Annotated in this window: 20 protein-coding genes; 19 read left to right on the forward strand and 1 reads right to left on the reverse strand. The window is 35.0% G+C overall.

Going from position 1 to position 19,552, the window contains the following annotated elements:
- The first annotated feature begins 189 nt into the window (after positions 1–189).
- The 4 genes from ACLBXA_RS18800 to ACLBXA_RS18815 all read left to right on the forward strand — a co-directional run bounded on the left by ACLBXA_RS18800 (position 190) and on the right by ACLBXA_RS18815 (position 3,456).
- Positions 190–672 (forward strand): ArpU family phage packaging/lysis transcriptional regulator, encoded by a 483-nt coding sequence (locus ACLBXA_RS18800; RefSeq protein WP_447617375.1) that lies wholly within the window; start codon positions 190–192, stop codon positions 670–672.
- Positions 672–1,214, forward strand: coding sequence for a site-specific integrase (locus ACLBXA_RS18805; RefSeq protein WP_447617376.1), 543 nt, complete (start codon positions 672–674; stop codon positions 1,212–1,214). The genes ACLBXA_RS18800 and ACLBXA_RS18805 overlap by 1 nt, the downstream gene beginning before the upstream one ends.
- Before the next feature lie 94 nt (positions 1,215–1,308).
- A complete protein-coding gene (locus ACLBXA_RS18810) occupies positions 1,309–2,265 on the forward strand; it encodes a DUF2971 domain-containing protein (RefSeq protein WP_447617377.1) in 957 nt (318 codons plus the stop codon).
- A 330-nt stretch (positions 2,266–2,595) separates the two neighbouring features.
- Entirely contained in the window at positions 2,596–3,456 is an 861-nt protein-coding gene (locus ACLBXA_RS18815; protein WP_086390534.1) for a hypothetical protein, read from the forward strand.
- On the opposite strand, the gene ACLBXA_RS18820 is transcribed toward ACLBXA_RS18815, so the two are convergent.
- A complete protein-coding gene (locus ACLBXA_RS18820; RefSeq protein WP_140161795.1) occupies positions 3,453–3,683 on the reverse strand; it encodes a hypothetical protein in 231 nt (76 codons plus the stop codon). The two genes, ACLBXA_RS18815 and ACLBXA_RS18820, sit on opposite strands and share 4 nt — an antisense overlap.
- A 199-nt stretch (positions 3,684–3,882) precedes the next feature.
- On the opposite strand from ACLBXA_RS18820, the gene ACLBXA_RS18825 reads away from it, so the two are divergent.
- The 15 genes from ACLBXA_RS18825 to ACLBXA_RS18895 form a co-directional block, all read left to right on the forward strand.
- Positions 3,883–4,245 carry an HNH endonuclease gene (locus ACLBXA_RS18825; protein ID WP_447617385.1) on the forward strand — a complete coding sequence of 121 codons (363 nt, stop codon included), beginning with the start codon at positions 3,883–3,885 and terminating at the stop codon, positions 4,243–4,245.
- A gap of 99 nt (positions 4,246–4,344) precedes the next feature.
- On the forward strand, positions 4,345–4,866 hold the full coding sequence (locus tag ACLBXA_RS18830; protein WP_086390532.1) for a phage terminase small subunit P27 family: 522 nt from the start codon (positions 4,345–4,347) through the stop codon (positions 4,864–4,866).
- Between the two features lie 9 nt (positions 4,867–4,875).
- Complete coding sequence (locus tag ACLBXA_RS18835) at positions 4,876–6,591, forward strand: terminase large subunit (RefSeq protein ID WP_447617378.1); 1,716 nt, start codon at positions 4,876–4,878, stop codon at positions 6,589–6,591.
- Between the two features lie 13 nt (positions 6,592–6,604).
- Positions 6,605–7,846 (forward strand): phage portal protein, encoded by a 1,242-nt coding sequence (locus tag ACLBXA_RS18840; protein ID WP_447617379.1) that lies wholly within the window; start codon positions 6,605–6,607, stop codon positions 7,844–7,846.
- Positions 7,821–8,519, forward strand: a complete 699-nt coding sequence (locus tag ACLBXA_RS18845; protein WP_086390529.1) for a head maturation protease, ClpP-related — start codon at positions 7,821–7,823, stop codon at positions 8,517–8,519. Before ACLBXA_RS18840 ends, ACLBXA_RS18845 begins: the two co-directional genes overlap by 26 nt.
- Positions 8,520–8,556: 37 nt before the next feature.
- Entirely contained in the window at positions 8,557–9,729 is a 1,173-nt protein-coding gene (locus ACLBXA_RS18850) for a phage major capsid protein (RefSeq protein ID WP_001123701.1), read from the forward strand.
- Between the two features lie 34 nt (positions 9,730–9,763).
- A complete protein-coding gene (locus ACLBXA_RS18855) occupies positions 9,764–10,057 on the forward strand; it encodes a head-tail connector protein (RefSeq protein WP_086390528.1) in 294 nt (97 codons plus the stop codon).
- Positions 10,054–10,398, forward strand: coding sequence for a phage head closure protein (locus ACLBXA_RS18860; RefSeq protein WP_001068032.1), 345 nt, complete (start codon positions 10,054–10,056; stop codon positions 10,396–10,398). The genes ACLBXA_RS18855 and ACLBXA_RS18860 overlap by 4 nt, the downstream gene beginning before the upstream one ends.
- Positions 10,386–10,823: an HK97-gp10 family putative phage morphogenesis protein gene (locus ACLBXA_RS18865; RefSeq protein WP_086390527.1), complete on the forward strand. Its 438-nt coding sequence runs from the start codon at positions 10,386–10,388 to the stop codon at positions 10,821–10,823. The genes ACLBXA_RS18860 and ACLBXA_RS18865 overlap by 13 nt, the downstream gene beginning before the upstream one ends.
- A complete protein-coding gene (gene gp17, locus ACLBXA_RS18870; protein ID WP_086390526.1) occupies positions 10,820–11,182 on the forward strand; it encodes a tail completion protein gp17 in 363 nt (120 codons plus the stop codon). The genes ACLBXA_RS18865 and gp17 overlap by 4 nt, the downstream gene beginning before the upstream one ends.
- 15 nt (positions 11,183–11,197) lie before the next feature.
- On the forward strand, positions 11,198–11,782 hold the full coding sequence (locus ACLBXA_RS18875; protein ID WP_447617380.1) for a major tail protein: 585 nt from the start codon (positions 11,198–11,200) through the stop codon (positions 11,780–11,782).
- Between the two features lie 56 nt (positions 11,783–11,838).
- Positions 11,839–12,213: a phage tail assembly chaperone G gene (gene gpG, locus ACLBXA_RS18880; RefSeq protein ID WP_097825764.1), complete on the forward strand. Its 375-nt coding sequence runs from the start codon at positions 11,839–11,841 to the stop codon at positions 12,211–12,213.
- A 164-nt stretch (positions 12,214–12,377) separates the two neighbouring features.
- A complete protein-coding gene (locus tag ACLBXA_RS18885; RefSeq protein ID WP_447617381.1) occupies positions 12,378–17,375 on the forward strand; it encodes a phage tail tape measure protein in 4,998 nt (1,665 codons plus the stop codon).
- Positions 17,376–17,414: 39 nt separating this feature from the next.
- A complete protein-coding gene (locus ACLBXA_RS18890; protein ID WP_447617382.1) occupies positions 17,415–18,884 on the forward strand; it encodes a distal tail protein Dit in 1,470 nt (489 codons plus the stop codon).
- Positions 18,881–19,552 (forward strand): phage tail spike protein (locus ACLBXA_RS18895; RefSeq protein WP_447617383.1); only part of this gene is annotated, 672 nt, incomplete at its 3' end. The genes ACLBXA_RS18890 and ACLBXA_RS18895, both read left to right, overlap by 4 nt.

Below are 19,552 nucleotides of genomic sequence, written 5' to 3' on the forward strand. Positions count from 1 at the left end.
ATTAAAGGATCAGTTACGTGAATGGAAAAAGCAATCGAATCAATCAAAAAAGAAAAAGAAGAGAAAACGAAAAGAGAAATTAAGTACTCGTGACATTGAAGATTTAATGGGGATGCATAGACCTTGCTATGAACGAAGACGTGGAGCAATAAGACAAAAGTAATCTAAAAATAAAAGGAGTGGTCTTACATGACTAAACAATTATCTTTCTTACCAAAAATCGATAGAACGGCGACACAAGAGGAATTAGAAGGTGTGTTGGAAAGCATACGTATACATAGACAATTTGGAATGATGCGTAAAGAAATGAAAGTCACTCCTTCTTATGAAATACGTGAGCATGGTCCTACACATACAGTTGGAAAGCCATTAGAAGATGTTGCTATAGCAAATATTCAACAAAGCGAAAGAGAAGAGTGGCTTGAAAGAATGTCAGTACGTATTGATCAGTTTCTAAATCGATTAGGGAACGGACGTGCAGGGAGCATTCAAAGAGATATTATTTATAAACGTTATTTAGAAGAAGAGGACGTATGTGATTACATGGTTTATAACGAAATAGGAATGTCGGAGCGCACTTATCGACGTTGGAAGTCTAAAGCATTTTATAAACTTGCTTTTGCGCTTGGATTAGAAGTTTACGAGACAGAAGAAAAGGGAGGTAATGAATAATGAATTTTGTTCAACCGATACGTGATCCGGAGCAAATTCAACAAATTAAAGAGTATTTGAGGGGAAAGAGCCAACGTAATTATATTTTGTTTGTAATAGGAATCAATACAGGGTTACGTATTAGTGATATTCTGAAACTGAAGATTGGAGATTTAAAGGGAAGTCACATTTCTATGCGTGAAATGAAGACAGGCAAGCAAAAAAGAATTCAAATTACTGCAGCATTAAGAAGAGAATTGAAATGGTATATCGAAGAGATGGGAGACCATGAATATTTAATTAAGAGTAGGCAGGGAAAGAATCGACCAATAGGAAGAAGCATGGCATATAAAATACTTAGCACAACAGCAACAGAGTTTGGTTTAGACGAGATTGGGACGCATACACTGCGTAAGACATTCGGATATCATATGTACATGCAGACAAAGAATATCGCCTTGCTAATGGAGATATTCAATCATTCAAGTGAACGAGTAACTTTGAGATATATAGGCGTAAATCAAGATGTAATGGATAAAGCAATGACTAGGTTCAGAATTTAATTACATTTTTTTGGATAGTATGTTAGAATTTAATATTATTTTTCGAAAAATATAATATTATTATATTTGATTTTAAATAGAAGGAGTTATATTTATGTGGATAAATAAATACGTAAAATTAATGTACCCAAAGAGATTGGAAGATGTACAAATGGAAGAGGCTATACAATTAAAATATGATTATATTCCAAAATCTTTATTTAAATATAGAGCTATTGATGAGTATTCAATCAAGAATTTTGAAAATGATGTAGCTTGGTTTAATATAGCAGCGGAATTTAATGATCCATACGATTGTGTTTTAACAACGGGAGACTTTGTAGGAAATAATGCGACTGCCCTATTGAAAGATACTATTTTAGATATGAAAAGGGATTTAAATATAGAGGTAACAAAAGAAGAATTAGCTAGATTAGAAAATATGGGTTTTAAAGAAATGTCTAAGCTTTTTGTAGACTTCTGTTGTAAAAATCTTGGAAAAGAAGTAGAAGATTTGGCAAAAGAAACAATTTTACGCATTCAGGAAGAAGGAAAGAGAAATACTCAAGTAATGAATGAGACGATGCAAATAAGCGCTAAAATTTGTTGCTTTAGTGAAATAAAGGATTCTATTTTAATGTGGAGTCATTATGCTAATAATCACAAGGGATTTTGTATAGAATACGATTTTAAAAAAGAAGGGATTAATCCTGCTCTAACAGATCGGTTACAGCCGGTATTATATGAGGAGAATCTTTTTAATATAGGTCAATATTTTCATGAGGTTAAGGGAGGGCCGAATTCAATTAATCCGTTAATATTAAAGTATGGTTCCATTATAAAGTCTACAGAATGGTCATATGAAAAGGAATGGAGAATAACTTATATAACACCGAGTGAACAAGGATTTAGCAAGGAATTGTTTAGTCCTCAAGCTATATATTTAGGAGCGAAAATGTGTGAGGAAGACAAAAAGAGATTGATAGAAATTGCTAAACAAAAACGAATTTTAGTATATCAAATGAAAAGAGAACATAACGAATTTAAATTAGTACCAGAAAAAGTCTTGTAATGAAGATAGTATATTAATTTTATATACAAATATTCCTTTTAAATGAAAAGTGTAGCAATACACTTTTTATTTTTTTAGTTCTTTATATTTTGTAAATTGTGTAACTCAAAAAAAAAAAGTCATGAAGCTATAAATATCAAGGGATTCAGTGTTAGAGTTGGTTACACAAAATATAAGATATGGATAAGTCAAATTGATATTTGTGCTTTAAAAAAGATTGAGAAGCAGGAGAAGAATTTGAGTCTTTAGGAAAATATGCGCAAAGGAATATGGATATTATAATATAAATAAAATATAATATATTATAATAACAATTAAGGAGTGATTAGATTGGATTTTAACGGAATAATGGGAAATCTTATTGCGAGTGCCATTTATACTTTGTTGGGGATTATTGTGTTTTGGATTTTTCGAAATCCAAATAAAAAAAGTAAAATGTCTACAACTACAACTAATTCCATCAAACATGTGCAAATTATTAATCTACCGCCAAAAGTTACAGAAATAAGAAATGTAAATAGTAGGGATCTATCGAATGAATGGATAATTATACCTATAATAGCTTCTTTGATTCTAACCTACTTATCTTTAGTTTATAGAAGTGAAATAATAAATTTTGGATATATAACATTTTCTTTCGGTCTTATTATATCAATACTAATAATTTATGGGGTAAATAAGGTAGCAACATTACAGGAGTTACCTTGGAAAGATAAAATGGGGTTATTCTTTCCGATAGTTTATTGGTGTATTTTTCTTATTATTAATATGAATTTAGATTCGCCGATAATAAGTGACGCTAATATTAATAATGTAGAACAAGTTATTGTAAATGGAGGATGGAATGGATTATTTGGAAGGTTTTTTAATATTTTAAGTACCAATCATCCAGAATTTATGACCATCACCCTTAAGGTAGTTGGGATTGGACTACTCTATTTAACTTTGATTTCTACTGTAAAATTCCAGTTGTTTTTTGTGTTGAATTGGGTAGTCAATGTGAAAAATAATGGCGAGGTAAATGGTTTTATTATGTGGTGTTATAAAAGAACATTCATTTATAAATTTAATAGTTATATTCTTAGGATTGTTTTCGCACTATTATTTTCTTTTATATTTATAAACGGTTTTCCTTATTTAGTAATACCAGACTTAAATAAGGTCACACTAATAATGTTTCAAGGAATTTAAATTTGGCAGAGTGGTGACCGCTTTTTGGCAGGAAATGTGCCGGCTGTTTTGGAATCAACGTGATATATTTGTATTGTGAGAAGTGGCGGAAAACACAACTCACTATGTTGTTTCCAAATTTCTAAACGGTTCATAATAACGGGCATATAAAATCCGAAACCAGCAGATGGTACTGATTGAATGATACCGTTATTAAGGAGAGCTTTTGCTCTTCTCTCAGTTAACAAACAAGATTGTCTATTGTGATTGTTGGCTGAGAGAAGCGTAAAACTTCACATACCGTAATTAAAAACAAATAAGTAAACGATAGCAAAGCATCCGTTCGGGTGCTTTTTATTTTTGGTAATAAGGAGTGGATGTAATGGAGGATATAACATGTTACTAAAGATATGTAGATGTGGTAAGACAGTACCGATGGAACAAGGTATGTGTGAGGCGTGTGCTGTTGTTGCTGAAGAAAGAAGGAAGCAAAGGCACAGAGATTATAAGGTGAAGCGAACGGATACAGACAATCAGAAGTTCTATAACTCAAAGCCTTGGCGAGTAACTAGAGCAAGGATAAAGGATAGAGACAATGGGTTGTGTCAATTGTGTTGGAGTGAGAACAAGGTTAAACCAATGAACACAGTACATCATATTATACCTTTAGAAGAAAATGATCGATTAGCTTTAGTAAGAAGTAATTTGATTTCGTTATGCGAGAAATGCCACCAGAAAGTCCATAAGCTGTATGATGTTAGGACAGAGAAGTTCAATATACAGAAGAAGTTAAGAAGCTTGATAGGGTAGGGGGATATCAAAAACTTTTTAAGGAGGGCGACGAGTCGCCGGGTGGTCTTTTTTTTCGCGAAAACTCCCTAAATGAAAATTCCGAAAGGAGGAAGGTGGATGGCTAGACCGAGAGAACCTGTGGATTTAGTTGTACTCAAGGGAAAAAAACATTTAACAAAAGCTGAAATTGAAAATCGTAAATCAAAAGAAATCAAGGCGCCTAGTGATAAAATCAGGGCGCCTTCTTATTTACCAAAAGATTTGAGAAGAGACTTTAAAAAAATATCCGATGAACTAATCAGGATTGAAATCATGTCCAATCTTGATGTTGATGCTTTAGCAAGATTTTTAATAGCAAGGAAAATGTATGTAGAAATTACAAATGCTATGCTTGAGCTTAGTCCGTTAGAAGAAGTGGTGGATGTAAAAAAGGATCAGGAAGGTAACATTATATCTGAGAATAGGTATACCATATCTAACGGCGTGTATTCAGACTTACTTATAAATCAAGACAAACTCTTTAAACAATGTAGACAGGCTTCCAGCGATTTAGGTTTAACAATTACATCAAGATGCAGATTAGTAGTTCCAAAACAGAACGATGAAAAGCCTCAAAATAAATTTAATAAGTTTATGTAGGTAAGTTATATGAATAGGGTCACACAGTATGCTCTTGATGTATTAGAAGGTCGAGAAATTGCAGGGAAGTACGTTAAGTTAGCTTGCCAAAGGCACTTAAATGATTTGGAAAAAAGTAAGTTGGCGCCGTTCGTCTATTATTTTGATGAGGAAAAGGCAGATCGGTTACTTGAGTATGCTGAAACTTTAATGATAGGTGAAGGAGAAGAAGTAGAACCACTTACTTTAGCATCATTCCAAGCATTTATTTTTGGATCATTACATGGTTGGGTTCATAAAGAAACGGGTTATCGTAGATTTAGAAGTAGTTATGTTCAAGTGGGCAGACAAAATGGTAAATCTATGATGAATGGTGTATTAGGGACATATTATAGTAATTTTGATGGCTATAATTATGCGCAAGTATACTGTACAGCTACAAAACAAGATCAAGCAAACATAGTTCTCAAAGAAATGATTAAGTTCATTGAAACAGATGAAGATTTAAGTGAGTGTTTCAAGGTGAAAGAATATAAGAATACCATTGAAGCACTTGTAACAAATGGAGTTGTCCGTGCTCTGGGAAGAGATACGGAGAGTATAGATGGATTTCGTGCTTACCTTGGCATCGTGGATGAATATCATAAACACCCTACAAATCAAATGTATAAATTATTGGAGGGTGGAACAACCAAATTAAAAGAATGCTTAATATCAGTTATCACAACAGCAGGATTTGATTTAAATAGTCCTTGCTACGAGTTGTATGAAGATTGTTGTAGACTTCTTGAAGGTGTATATGAAGACGATAAACAGTTTGTATATATTGCTCAATTAGATAAAGATGATGATATTTGGGATTCAAGTAATTGGATAAAAGCTAATCCTTTAGTAGCAAGAGATGAAGAAGGAATAGAAACACTTTTAACTATGGCAAGTGCAGCAAAACGTAGGGGCGGAAGTGAACTTCGCAATTTCCTTACAAAGCACTTAAATATTTGGGTACAATTCACAGACAATCAATATATGAACATGGAACATTGGAAAAAATGTGCTTCAGATTTAGATTTAGAGGATTTTAGAGGGAAAGAATGTTATTTAGGCCTGGATTTATCTAGCGGTGGTGATTTAACGAGTTTAGGGGCAGTATTCCCATATTCAAAAGAAGAAGTGAAAAATTATTTCATACATTCTCATAGTTTTATCCCTAAAAATCGGGTAACAGAACATATAGAGACTGATAAAGCTCCTTATGACATCTGGATTCGAGATGGGTTATTAACTGTTACAGAGACATTAGGGGGTATTAAAACAGATTATAAATATATAATCGCCTATATAAAAAGAATTGTAGAAGAGTACAAGTTAATTGTAAATATAATAGCATACGATCCCCACAATGCAGATGCCTTTTTGAGTGATCTTGAAGAGCTTGGATATAACAGCATCATGATTGTCCAATCAGCAAAGAATTTAAATGATGCTACAGTCGATTTCAGACTAGAGGTTGAGGCTAAAAACATTCAATATAATCGAAAAAATAAATTGTTAACATGGAGTATAGCCAATGCAAAGACAGTATCTAATAGTTTCGGTGAAATCAAGATCGATAAACACTTAAAAGAGAAAAGAATTGATCCAATTGATGCGGTTATTGATGCATATAAGATGGCAATGAAGGGTGAAGTAGGATTGAAACTAAGCCAATATGTTACGGATGAGAATCTAGATAAACTTGGTTGGTAAAGGAGGTGAGTGAATGTGGGAATGGCTCAATAAATTAAAACCTAAGAAGGTTCAAAACTCAGTATCACTTGATTCGGACGAGTTTTTAAAGATGTTAGGTATTGATATAGGTAGTGTAAATAAAAATAAATTAAGTGAAATCACATATTTTACCTGTTTAAGGCTTTTATCTGAAAGTATTGGGAAATTACCTTTAAAATTATATAGAGATACAAATAACGGTCTTGAAAAAGCAACAGATCACAATTTGTATACACTTTTAAAAATGCGGCCTAATCCATATATGACTTCAAGTACATTTTGGTCTACAGTAGAAGCAAATAAAAATCATTATGGAAATGCGTATGTCTATGTTAATACGGAGAGGGATAAAGTAAAAGATTTGTGGATTCTTCCTAGCGAACACGTACAGATTTGGATTGATAATGCAGGTATATTCCAAAGGGAAAATGCGATTTGGTATATATGGGGAGATAATAAATCTGGTAAACAATATAGGTTTCGATATGATCAGGTTATGCATTTTAAAACTTCATTATCTTTAGATGGTATATCTGGCCTAGCAGTAAAAGACATATTGAAAATCTCAATTGAGAACATACAAAGTGGAGCTTTATATCTCAATAACTATTTTTCAAATGGTTTAATGGGAAAGGCAGTTGTCCAATATACTGGTGATTTGGATCATGACAAAGCAAAGAAAATGGCAGCAAAAATTGAAGAATTTAGTAATGGTTTGAAAAATGCAGGAAGAATTGTTCCGCTACCATTAGGTTTTCAACTCACTCCATTAAATGTGAACATGGCAGATGCTCAATTCTTAGAGATAAACAAATATACAGCACTACAGGTTGCTGGGGCATTTGGTATAAAACCTGCACAAGTAAATAATTATGACAAGGGTAACTATGCAAATGTTGAAACGCAACAGCGTTCCTTTTACGTAGATACCCTTTTATATATTTTGAAAAATTACGAGGAAGAAATGAGTTATAAGCTGCTTCTTAGTGATGAATTTCAAAATGGATATTGCTTTAAATTTAATGTGAATGGTATTTTACGTGCTGATTTCGCAATACAGATGGAAGGCCTATCAAAGGGTGTAAACAATGCTATTTATACTCCAAATGAGGCAAGAGAATTTGTAGATTTGCCGCGTAAAGATGGTGGAGATTCATTAATGTGTAATGGAAACTATGTTCCATTAGTATCAGTTGAGAAAGGAGGTGATGGAAGTGGATTGGCTACAGATTAAAAATCAAGCTGAAGATACTGCTTCTCTTTATTTTTATGGTGATATCGTTTCTTCTTGGTGGGGGGCTTGGGATGATGAGGACCAATATCCTGAGAACGTAAGAAATATCCTTGATGGTGTAAAAGGGAAAGACTTAAACATCTATATAAATAGCGGTGGAGGCTCTGTTTTTGCAGGAATGGCTATTTATAATATGATTAAACGTCACGAGGGGCATAAAACGGTTCATATTGATGGACTTGGAGGTTCAATCGCTTCTGTAATTGCATTTGCTGGGGATAAGTTGATCATTCCTTCTAATGCATACTTAATGATTCATAAACCGTGGAATGGTATATATGGAAATGCTAATGACTTTAGAAAGATGGCCGATGACTTAGATGCAATAGAGGAAGGGATCATCAATGTTTATAAGGATAATCTAAAAGAAGGCGTAGACATCGAAGTAATAAGAGAAATGGTGCAAAACGAGACGTGGCTAAACGGTCTTAAAGCAAGTGAATATTTTAACGTTGAGGTGGCAGAAGAAAATACTGCGGTTGCATGTACAAGTAATCTGTTTAAGGAATACAGGAATACCCCAAAGGCTTTTAAAGAGCCAAGAAGAGAACCGATGCAAAAAAGTGAAGAAGAAAAAATTAATAATTTGATGAGAGAGATAGATTTAATCTAACTCTTTTTTTATTGCTCAATTTTAAGGAGGAAGAAAGATGCCAAAAGAATTAAGAGAGTTATTGAATAAGATTCAGAACAAAAAGGCAGCAGCAAGAGAGTTATTGGCTCAAAAAAAGCTTGAGGAAGCAGAGCAACTTACAAATGAAATTAAGGATTTGCAGAAGGAATTTGATATTGCATCTGCTCTTTATGAAGATGAAAAAAACAATATTCCAACAGACCCTATTCCACAACCGCAAAATAATACAGTAAAACCTGCTGATGCATTTGTTAATGCAATGAAAGCGGCTGTAGGGAAACATAAACTTACAGATGACGAAAAGGAAGTATTAAATGCAACTACAATGACAGAAGGTGTTCCATCCGATGGTGGTTTAACAGTACCAAAGGATATTCGAACAGCTATCAAGGAATTACGTCGTAGTGCTCCAGATGCACTTGAGAATTATGTAAATGTAGAATCTGTATCTACTCTTACTGGTTCTCGTGTTATTGAAGTAGAAGCGGACTACATTCCTTTCGATAATATTGATGAAGCGGCAGACTTTCCAGAAATGGAATCACCAAAATTTGAAGATATTCAATTTGCTGTAAAGAAAAAAGGTGGAATTTTAAAATTCTCTAAAGAATTACTCGCAGATACAGCAGAAAATATTCAAGGATATGTTAGGAAATGGACAGGAAAAAAATCAAAAGCAACTCGTAATGCTCTGATATTAAAAGCAATAAATGATAATTTCGGTACAACAAAGGTTCCGGTTAGTAAGGTAGATGATTTAAAGGACATTTTCAATGTTAAATTGGATACTGCGTTTGAAACAACGGCAATTGCCATCATGAATCAAGATGCTTTTAATTATTTAGATAAACTGAAAGATTCAGATGGTAAGTACATTTTACAACCAGATCCAACAATGGCGACGAAGAAACTGTTATTTGGCAAGTATCCAATTGTTGTATTAAGTAATAAGACGCTAAAAACAGATAGTAAAACAAAGAAAGTACCGATGTATTTTGGTGATTTAAAAGAAGCGATAACTGTTTTTGATAGAGAAGCATTATTTATTGAATTCTCTGAGCAAGCATTAGATTTATGGGGGAAAGATTTAGTTGGTATGAAAGTTAGAGAGCGCTTAGATGTTAAACCAGTTGATAAAAAAGCGTTAGTAGTGGGAGAGCTTACATTAGCAGAACAAACACAAGCATAAGAGGGGACATCCCCTCTTTTTTAGGAGGGGTTTCATGTTAATAGATTTAAAGTTGGCAAAAAAATGGCTGAGATTAGAAGAAGAGGATACAGAAGAAGATGATATCTTAGAGCTTTTAATTGATAATGCCGAGATATATGTAAAAGGATCTGTAGGTAAGCATTACAATGCTACTGAGGATAACCGAAAACAAGCGCAAAAAATCGCATTAGTTTTAATCACAAATTGGTATGAAAATCGTGATTTTTCTGGTCAAGTAGATGAAAAAGTACGATATACCATTAAGAGTATGGTATTGCAACTTCAATTAAGCGAGGAAACAGCATGAATCCAGGAAAAAGAGATAAAAGAATTATGATCGAACATAAAACTGAAAGGAAAGACGATGAGGGAAACGCGCTACCAGCAGGATGGGAAGTCTTTTCTAAAGCGTGGGCGAAGGCTGAAACTCCCGTAGGTTCAGGGTTTAATTCTGAAGTTTTTAAGGGAAATGCAGAATTTGTTATTAAGTTAATAAATTTTACAATTCCGTACAGAAAAGGTGTTCATTCTGATATGCGCGTGAAATATAAAGGGAAGCTTTTTCAAATTAAATCAGTGATCGATATTGATGAAAAACACAAAGATATGTGTTTAATCTGTGAGGAGCGATCTAATTGGCAGAATTAGAGGTCTTCGGTATAGAAGAATGGATTCGTGAATTAGAAAATTTAGGACAGGATGTCCCCAAAATTACAAAAGAATCATTAAAAGCTGGTGCAAGGGTATTTAAAGAAAAGTTGGAATTTAATTCTCCAGTTGGCCCCGAACCTAATAAACCAACGCTAAAACAACCGTGGTGGGATGGTAAACACGCAAAGAACGCTATTGAAGAAGGAAAGGTTGTAAAAAAAGGTGGTTCCTATTTCATTGAAGTTGGATGGGATAAAGCGGATCGCTCTCCTCACTTTTATATGAAGTTTCAAAACTGGGGGACTAGTAAAAACCCAAATCCACCACATAAAGGTTTTGCAGAAAAGACTTTAATTCAAAGTGAAAAAGAGGTCTTGAAAGTTATGGAAAGAGAATTTATGCGTAGAGTGACAGGCCGATGAAAAATTTTAATAAGGAAATATTTGATGTTTTACGTACAGATGTAGTTATTAAATCTGAGTTAGGTGGAGAATTCATATATCAATTTGTCAAAGGAAATGACAAAACAGATATATGGATTACATTTTCAGAGTTAAATAGTTCTCCTGGGCTATATGCAGAGAATGAGGAAAAAACCACTAACGTTATGTATCAGGTTGATATATGGTCAATGGCACCAATCAAAACACAATTAAAAAGTGCAGTTCAGGCAGCTATGAAAAAACTGTCTTTTCAGCGTTTAAGCACGTATCCAGATTATGAAATGGATACAAAAATTTATCGATATGGTTTTCGTTTTGTAGCGGAAATTATTAATTAAGGAGGAAAATGAAATATGGCAATGACAATAGATTTTAGAGATTTACATTATGCGGTTTTAAATGAAACATCAGATGGTAAATTTAATTATTCTGCACCAAAACGAATCGGTAAAACAGTTAGTGGTAAAGCATCACCTAAAGCGGAATCAGTAACTTTTTATGCTGAAGGTGGACCAGCAGCAACAGCTAGTGCATTTGGCGGAACAGAAATTGAATTAGAAGTTGATACATTACCTTTATCTGTTTATGCCGAATTGTTAGGTAAAAAGGTTGTAAAAGGTCAAGTTGTAGATAATACAAGTGATGTTCCTCCTTATGTAGCATTGCTATATCGTTTACCATACGACAACGGAAAAAATCTATATGTATGTTATTACAAAATGAAGTTTGAACTTCCAAGTGATGAACATAAAACAGCAGAAGACAAACCAACATTCCAAAGCGCAAAAATTAAAGGTAAGGCGATTCAACGTTCGGACGGTAACTGGAGACATCGATTAGATGAAGAGGAAGAAGGACACGATGCAGCAGTTGCAGCGAAGTGGTTTAAAGAAGTACCAGTTCCACCAATAGAAACGGCCCCACCAAGTGGGAAGTAATTAAGAAAAGGGATGGTGAAATGCCGTCCCTATTTTTATTAAGGAGGAAACAGATTATGAAAATCACATTACAAAATGCAGAAGGTAAAAAAGATTTCTATTTACCACAATTTATCCCAGGTTCAGCTACTTTTGAAGCGTCAACATTAGCTGATGAATTACAAGCGGAGTTAGTACCAAAAGAAACAATTGAAAGAGCCGCTAATTTTGTTGCCAGTGTGTACGGAAATCAATTTACAGCACAGGAATTTGTGGATGGCACTCATGTATGGTTTTTAAGTCTTACCATTCATTCTGTTTGTTTAACAATTATGGGACGCTTAAATGATGCGATTAAGGTAATGGAAACGGTAGAAGATGCGAAAAAAAAGTTAATGGCACAACTAGAAATGAAACCGACGGAGGAAAAAACAAATATAGCGACGCTGTAATTGATATTTATAACATATTGATGGATGCAGGTATGACACAAAATCAAATCAATGAAATGGATATTGCGTTTTACTTTACCTGTTTAGCGAGAAAACAAAAAGCAAATCGAGTGACAACAGCAGATAAAGTACCAATGTGGTTGTAAAGGTAGGTGAGAATTTGAATGGCACTAGGAGATAATACAATTGGTGGTCGTGTCCGTTTGGATACAGATCAATTCGAAAATGGGATTGCGGGCATTAATAGAAGTCTGAAAAGAATAGATGCTGAATTTCGTAACACGTCTGAGCAGTTACGTGGCGTTGGTTCTGAGATGGATCAATTGCAAAATAAGTCAAACCATCTAAATCAAAAAATTGAAGCGCAAACGCAAAAAATGAAGCATTATGAGCAAGCTTTGAGGACTTCGCAACAAAAACAACAAGAAATGCGCCAAAAATGTGAGCAGTTAGCTACATCTATGCAACAATTAGAACAAGAGATACAGCAAAGCACTCAGGCATACGGGAAAAATGCTCAAGAAACAAAAGATTTACAAGCTCAATATAATCAATTACAGCAAGAATATAAGCAAGGCACACAAGCTTTGCAAAGATTAACCTCTCAAGTTTCTAGAAATGATACAGCATTTAATAATGCTTCAGCAGCTTTACATCGTTATCGTAATGAGCTTGGTGATACGGAAGAAAGAATAGAGCAATTGGGTAACGTTTCTGGAAAATTACGCGAGCGTATGAACGAAGTTGGAAACACAATGCAAGAAACTGGTACTAAAGTGAGCCAAGGGTTTGGCGCAGCAGCAGTTGGCGTGGCGGCTGGTGTTGGAGCTTTAGTTGTAAATGCAAGTCAATTTGAAGAAGCGAACAAGAAGGTACAATCTGGTTTAGGGTTAACAAGAGAAGAAAGTTTAAAAGTTAGTGCTGTAGCCAAAGAAGTATGGCGCGAAGGCTATGGGGAAGATTTAGCTAGTGTCAGTGATTCTTTAGTTAAAGTAAAGCGCAATATTAAGGATATTAATGATGATGATACTTTAAAACAAGTAACTCGTGATAGTGAAATTCTAGCAGAAACAATGGAATCAGATGTAAACGAGGTAACTCGTGGTGCAGCCCAATTAATGGGACGCTTTGGTTTGTCTGGCCAACAAGCATTTGATTTATTAGCACAAGGTTCTGTAAAGGGTTTAAACTACTCAAATGAGCTATTTGATAATTTAAGTGAGTATGGTCCTTTGTTCCATGAAATGGGATTTAGCGCTGATGAAATGTTCACAATTCTCATTAACGGTTCGAAAAATGGCGCATATAACTTGGATTATGTGAATGATGTTGTAAAAGAATTTGGTATTCGTGTAAAAGATGGTAGTAAGTCCACAACAGAAGCAATGGGTCAAATGAGTAAAGAAACGCAAAAAGTTTGGAAAGCGATGCTAGAAGGAAAAGCGACTTCCAAAGATGTTTTTAATGCTGTTTTAAATGAGTTACGAACAACTGATGATCAAATTAAAGTGAATCAGTTAGGCGTTGCACTTTTCGGCGTGAAATGGGAAGACCTAGAAGCTACTACTATGTTATCTCTAAACAATATGGAAACGGGTTTAGGAAACTATAGTGGTGCAATGAATAAAATGGTTGACGGTTACGACACAAGCGCAAAGCAATGGAAATCTGTAACTAGAGAACTACAAATTGCTCTAGAACCACTTGGTAAGGTGATTTTAGATATCGCTAAACAAGCGATTCCTGAATTGAAAGAATCTGTGAAGGGTGTCGCTGATTGGTTCAACGGGTTAGATGATAGCTCTAAAAAAGTATATGGGACAGCATTATTACTAGCTCCGGCAGTTATGGGAGTAGTTAGTGCACTTGGGTTCCTTTCTTTTGGTATTGGTGCAATTATAGCGAATCCAATTGTCGCAACAATTGGTGGAGTTGTAATTGGACTTGGTGCATTAGGTTTTGCTTTCGTAGATGCTGGGAAAAAGGCACAAAAAGCAGAAGAGGACAGTAGGCGCTTTGGTGATGGTGTAAGTGAAGGTACGAAAAAAGCTCTTGAAGGATATGTGAATTTAAAAGAGCAGGCTTTTAAAACATTAGATGAAATACCAACAATGACAGGGGAAAAGGCTAAAGAGGCTGTGCAACGAACACATGACGAATTTGGTAAGTTAGCAGACGAGGCAATCCAAGCAATCAATAAAGATAGAGGCAAGTTACAAGCTCATTTAGATAGTTGGTTTGCTGGAGAAACTGATTCCGCCGTATTAAGGGCAAAAGATAAAATTGTTAACGATCAAATGGAAGTATTTAAGGCACAAGAAGAAGCAGTTATTAAGGCAAATGAGAAAATTCAAAGCTTACTTACACAATATAATGGACAAATATATAAGATGACTGCTGCTGATAAGTCGGTATTTCTTACAGCTTTAAAAGCTATTGATGCAGAGGTTGGAAAAGCAGCTTCGAAAAATGTGGATGAGATTCAAAAAATAGGTAAAGCAATGGATAATTTCAACAAAAATACTTCTGTTGAGACAATCCAAGGTAAAGTAAAAGAGCTAGGTTCAGAGTATACGAAATTAACAAATGAATTAGATAAAGCAAGACAAAAAGAAATAGAATTTGCGAAAAGCAAAATAGCCGATACTAAAGGGCAAGAAATTGCGATAGCTCAAATTAACAAAAAATACTCTGAGCAATCTGTATTGATAACAAAAGGGTATGAGCAACAACTTCAACAAGCGCAAAAAGTGTTAGAATCCAAAGGCGTTGAGATGGATTTAACAACGGGTATCACGAAGGCTGAAACTGAGAAAATTAAAATTCAAGGTCGAGGATTCGGAGAGTACGTTAAGAATTCCGAAATAATTGAAAGCACAAATGAGAATTTATTCAAGCGACTTCAAGATAGAGCTTCAAAAGAAGCTGATCTGAGAAAGAAAAGTGCTGATGAAGTAAAAACATATGGAGAGTCATTAATTGCCAATTCTAATATTGTTTATGATAATCTTTTCCAGTCAACTCGTGAAAAATCTATTGAAGTTGCAAATGAAATTGCAAAAACATTTGAAGATGGAAGTAAAACAATTGATTTAGGAGAGCAAGGTTGGGTTGCAGTAGAAGAGTTCGTTGATGGAATTAAATCTGGTAAGTACAAGGTCCAAGATGTAGCGATTGCAATCATAAACACTATGCGGTCAGAAATGGGTAATAAACCATTGACACCAGAAGGTATTAAAGTCATGACTTCATTTACTGATGGTTTTAAACAGATGAATATTGGGGAGGTCGCATCTAAGTTAAACTTAGATTTAAAGAAAAACCTTGATATAGATTTAGGATCACTTGGAAAAATGAAGACTACACAATTTGTAAATGGATTACACGAGGGCACAGTAGGTATTGACGCTGTGTTTATTTTTTTTCAACAACAGTTATCTAAATTAACAGCAGCAGATTTAGCGCAAGACGGCACTCGTATAATGGCTACGTTAAAAACTGGTATGGAAACAGGATTTATTAATGTACAAGACGTGCTCAATACATTGGGAGTTAATATTGAAGATAAGACTAAGTACAACTTAGGGCCGAATGGAGAAGTGACAATCGCGTCTCTTGTTCAAGGTTTACACAATGGGAAGTTTAATATAGATCAGGCGCTCGAAGTTATTAGACAAATGGTTGTACAAAAAACAAACATCGATACAACTCAGCAAGGAGCAGCTATTCCGCAAAGTACTGCAGATGGAATTCGTCAAAATGGAGGTCAACCTGTTCAAGCCGCAGAGGAAGTTAAGCAAGGTGTAGAACAAACACTGGGATCAACCACAGACGGAAATGGTGGAGCAGCTTCTACTACATTAATGAATCGAATTATGGCTCAATATAAGCCGAGTATTATAGGTGAAGCTTTTAATATTAAGCTAGGCGTTGAACAGCAATTAGGAAGTACAACTGATAATAATGGCGGTAATAACGCGACTTCTATGATGTTTAATAATATTAATAATAATAAAGGCAATGTCAATGGAGCGGCCGTAGGTGTTAAACAAAGTGTAGAAAATACTTTAGGATCAACCACAGATGGAAATGGCGGCACATCTTCTACTCTTCTTATGCAACGACTAATTAACGGGAATAAAGGGAATGTAGTCGGAGCAGCTAGTAATGTTAAATTAGGTGTAGAGGGCATGTTAGGAAGTGCGACCGATGGTGGCGGTGGTGATAAGGCTGGTAATAAATTCGCGAGTGATATGGGAGCAAAACGTGGAGCCGCTGTTGCAAGCGGAACAAGTGTTGCTCAAGGTGGTAAAGATGGATTAGGGAGTATCAGCTCTCTTAGTCCTGGCGAAGCTTTTGCTAGTGGATTTGCTAAAGGTATATCTAACGGTGAATGGAATGTACAAAATGTAGCAGCTAGTTTGGCACGAGGTGCATTTGATGCGTTAAAAGCTACACTTAATGTAAACTCTCCATCAAAATTAACACGTGATCAAGGTGGTAAGCCGTTTAGTGAAGGGTTTGCGCTTGGTATACAGAAATCAGCTCACATGGCTGAAAAAGAAAGTAAAGAAATGGGTAACAAAGCAAATGCAGCTCTGGTAAATGAATTGAAATTAAATAGTGAATCCAATAAGTTGAGATTCTCTGGTGTTCGTATGGCACAGGGAATTGCGATAGGTATTAAAAGCCAATATTCTGTTGTACGAGATGCATTGCAAGATACAGTAACAGGAGCTATGGATAGTATTCGTTCTATAAAACCAGAAGAAATATTTAGTTTCCAAGGTGATGATCCATTAACAAAGTATTTTAATGCGATCTTTGTCGATGGAGATTGGCAAAACGATTGGATTACACATATTCCAGAAAATATGCGTGATATGGTAAGAGAAATTGGACGTCAAATGGAACGGTTCGAGGGACTTTCAAGTCAAGATGTGGGGAGTCTTTCCAGATGGAGAGAAGTGTTATCTGATAATCCTAATGTTATTCAATATAGACCTGACAATGGTAATCCGGATAAGCAACCATATACAAAGTCAGGACCAACATATATAGAAATTCCCGTCATACTGGAAGGAAGGGAAATAGCACGTGTGAGCCATCCGTATGTAACTGAATATCAAAATAGAGCACAAGCAAGAAACTCAATCTTTTAGATTTGGGTTTCTTTTCTTTTGCATAAAAGGAGAGAGACGATGAGTTCCTTTAAATTTAATGGAGAACGAAAAAGTTATATTCATATTGAAAGAGGGTGGAATCCTCCAACATGGGCACCTTTAAGGAGGAATTTTCTGAAAACCCCCGGATATCCGGGCGCAAGGTTATTAAGTACAGATACCGAAACCTGTCCTCTCCCTGTACCTGTGGGGATTATTGTTCCAAATGGGACGAATTTGGAAACGTTAAAAGAAGAAATAGCGGATTGGCTTATTACTGAAAATCCAGCAGAACTGATTTTTGATGTAATGCCTGATAGAACATATATGGCAGTTATAGATGAAGATTTTGATATTGATAAATTTGTGGATATCGGACAAGGCACTTTGAAATTTATTTGTCCAATGCCGTATAAGTTAGGAAATGAGCAAACGGTTGATTTTGAAAATGATGGTCGAGGGTTAATTGCTAATGTCAAAAACAAAGGCTCTGTGCATTCAAATCCGATTATTGAAATTGATATTACAAAACCACATACTTTTTTAGATGTATGGTTTGAAGATAAATATTCAAAAGAGCCGGATTATTTCCGTATTGGATTTCCATTAAAAATGGAGCAATTGCCTGTAGAAAGAAATCAACGTCTTATATGGGATGAGATGTCCACAACTGTAGGGTGGAGTAAGGTTAGTTCTATGGAAGATGGTAATCCAGTTGGTGAAATGAAAACGGATAGTTACCAATTCTATTGTTCGGATTATGGCTCGGGTAATGGATGGCATGGCGCAGCTGTTAAGAAGAGTATCCCTGGTGGGCCAGTACAAGATTTTATTATGCAAGCCCACGTTACATGTAAAAGTAAAAAGATCAATGAAATGGGACGAGTTGAGATAGCGATACTCGATGAAAACAGCAAAGTTCTTTCAAAAATTGCCATGAATGACCTCTATTGGCAAACGGAACAAAATTTTGGAACGATGGTAATTGGATATGATAATAAGCCTGGAAAAACAGGTTTAATTTATGAGAGTGGTGATTATCCGAATACATGGAATCAGTATTATGGTAGGTTATGGATCGCTAGAACCGGTAATGATTGGGAGGCTTATATTTCAAAATTTCTTCCTGGAACAGAAAAAGATGATTCAGAACGCTTTGCAAGATGGACCGATAAAGACAATAAACATATGGAAAAAGCAGCTCAAATACAGATTAGTATCATGCAGTGGCAAGATGTTCCGCCAGTAGAAGCGATGTCAGTTTCTGATTTGAAATTTTGGAAAGTGAATTTAAATAATCAAAATACACCGCCTTATATATTCGATGTTGGTGACAAAGTCGTGATTGATACAGAAAGCAGTCATGTCAGTATTGAGGGGAAAAACGCTATTAACATAAAAGATATTTTTAGTAATTTTCCTGTTATCAATAAAGGTATTAATACACTTGAAATCATACCTTCCGATATAGGAACAGCAAAGGTGAAATATAGGGAGCGATTTAGATGAGAACACCAAGTGGGATATTTCATGTTGTTGATTTCAAAACAGATCAGATTATATCAGTCATTCAATCAAAGGACTATTGGGATGATAAACGCCATTGGGAAATCAAAAACAACATTGATACGTTAGAATTTAAAACTTTTGATGGAACTCCACATGCAGTTGCATTACAACAACAGAACTTAGTATTAAAGGAAGTGCGTGATGGTCGTATTGTTCCGTATGTTATCAATAATGAAGTAGAAAAGGAATCTAATGATAGAACGATTACTGTACATGCTTCTGGCGCTTGGGTTCAAATAGCCAAGGATGGGTTCATTAAACCACAACGCATAGAGAGCGAAACAGTTAATACGTTTATAGATATTGCTCTTGCGGATTCAAAGTGGAAACGTGGAAAAACCGATTATTCTTCATTCCATACAATGACTATTGATGAATTTATAGATCCGCTCGCTTTTTTAAAGAAAATCGCTACTTTATTTGAGTTAGAAATCCAATATCGTGTCGAAGTAGTAGGTTCTCAAATCACTGGCTGGTATGTAGATATGATAAGGAAACGTGGCCAAGAAACCGGAAAAGAAGTAGTGCTAGGAAAAGATTTAGTTGGTGTTAGACGTATCGAGCACTCAAGAGATATTTGCACAGCACTTGTCGGTTTTGTACGAGAT

The sequence above is a fragment of the Bacillus sp. D48C genome (assembly GCF_053345735.1).

Bases quoted from the DNA above. Each gene is read 5' to 3' on its own strand.
- ACLBXA_RS18810 (WP_447617377.1), top strand. From the start codon at position 1,309: ATGTGGATAAATAAATACGTAAAATTAATGTACCCAAAGAGATTGGAA.
- ACLBXA_RS18825 (WP_447617385.1), top strand. From the start codon at position 3,883: ATGTGTGAGGCGTGTGCTGTTGTTGCTGAAGAAAGAAGGAAGCAAAGG.
- ACLBXA_RS18830 (WP_086390532.1), top strand. From the start codon at position 4,345: ATGGCTAGACCGAGAGAACCTGTGGATTTAGTTGTACTCAAGGGAAAA.
- ACLBXA_RS18805 (WP_447617376.1), top strand. From the start codon at position 672: ATGAATTTTGTTCAACCGATACGTGATCCGGAGCAAATTCAACAAATT.
- ACLBXA_RS18875 (WP_447617380.1), top strand. From the start codon at position 11,198: ATGGCAATGACAATAGATTTTAGAGATTTACATTATGCGGTTTTAAAT.
- ACLBXA_RS18890 (WP_447617382.1), top strand. From the start codon at position 17,415: ATGAGTTCCTTTAAATTTAATGGAGAACGAAAAAGTTATATTCATATT.
- ACLBXA_RS18850 (WP_001123701.1), top strand. From the start codon at position 8,557: ATGCCAAAAGAATTAAGAGAGTTATTGAATAAGATTCAGAACAAAAAG.
- ACLBXA_RS18885 (WP_447617381.1), top strand. From the start codon at position 12,378: ATGGCACTAGGAGATAATACAATTGGTGGTCGTGTCCGTTTGGATACA.
- gp17 (WP_086390526.1), top strand. From the start codon at position 10,820: ATGAAAAATTTTAATAAGGAAATATTTGATGTTTTACGTACAGATGTA.
- gpG (WP_097825764.1), top strand. From the start codon at position 11,839: ATGAAAATCACATTACAAAATGCAGAAGGTAAAAAAGATTTCTATTTA.
- ACLBXA_RS18840 (WP_447617379.1), top strand. From the start codon at position 6,605: ATGTGGGAATGGCTCAATAAATTAAAACCTAAGAAGGTTCAAAACTCA.
- ACLBXA_RS18800 (WP_447617375.1), top strand. From the start codon at position 190: ATGACTAAACAATTATCTTTCTTACCAAAAATCGATAGAACGGCGACA.
- ACLBXA_RS18835 (WP_447617378.1), top strand. From the start codon at position 4,876: ATGAATAGGGTCACACAGTATGCTCTTGATGTATTAGAAGGTCGAGAA.
- ACLBXA_RS18860 (WP_001068032.1), top strand. From the start codon at position 10,054: ATGAATCCAGGAAAAAGAGATAAAAGAATTATGATCGAACATAAAACT.
- ACLBXA_RS18845 (WP_086390529.1), top strand. From the start codon at position 7,821: ATGGAAGTGGATTGGCTACAGATTAAAAATCAAGCTGAAGATACTGCT.
- ACLBXA_RS18855 (WP_086390528.1), top strand. From the start codon at position 9,764: ATGTTAATAGATTTAAAGTTGGCAAAAAAATGGCTGAGATTAGAAGAA.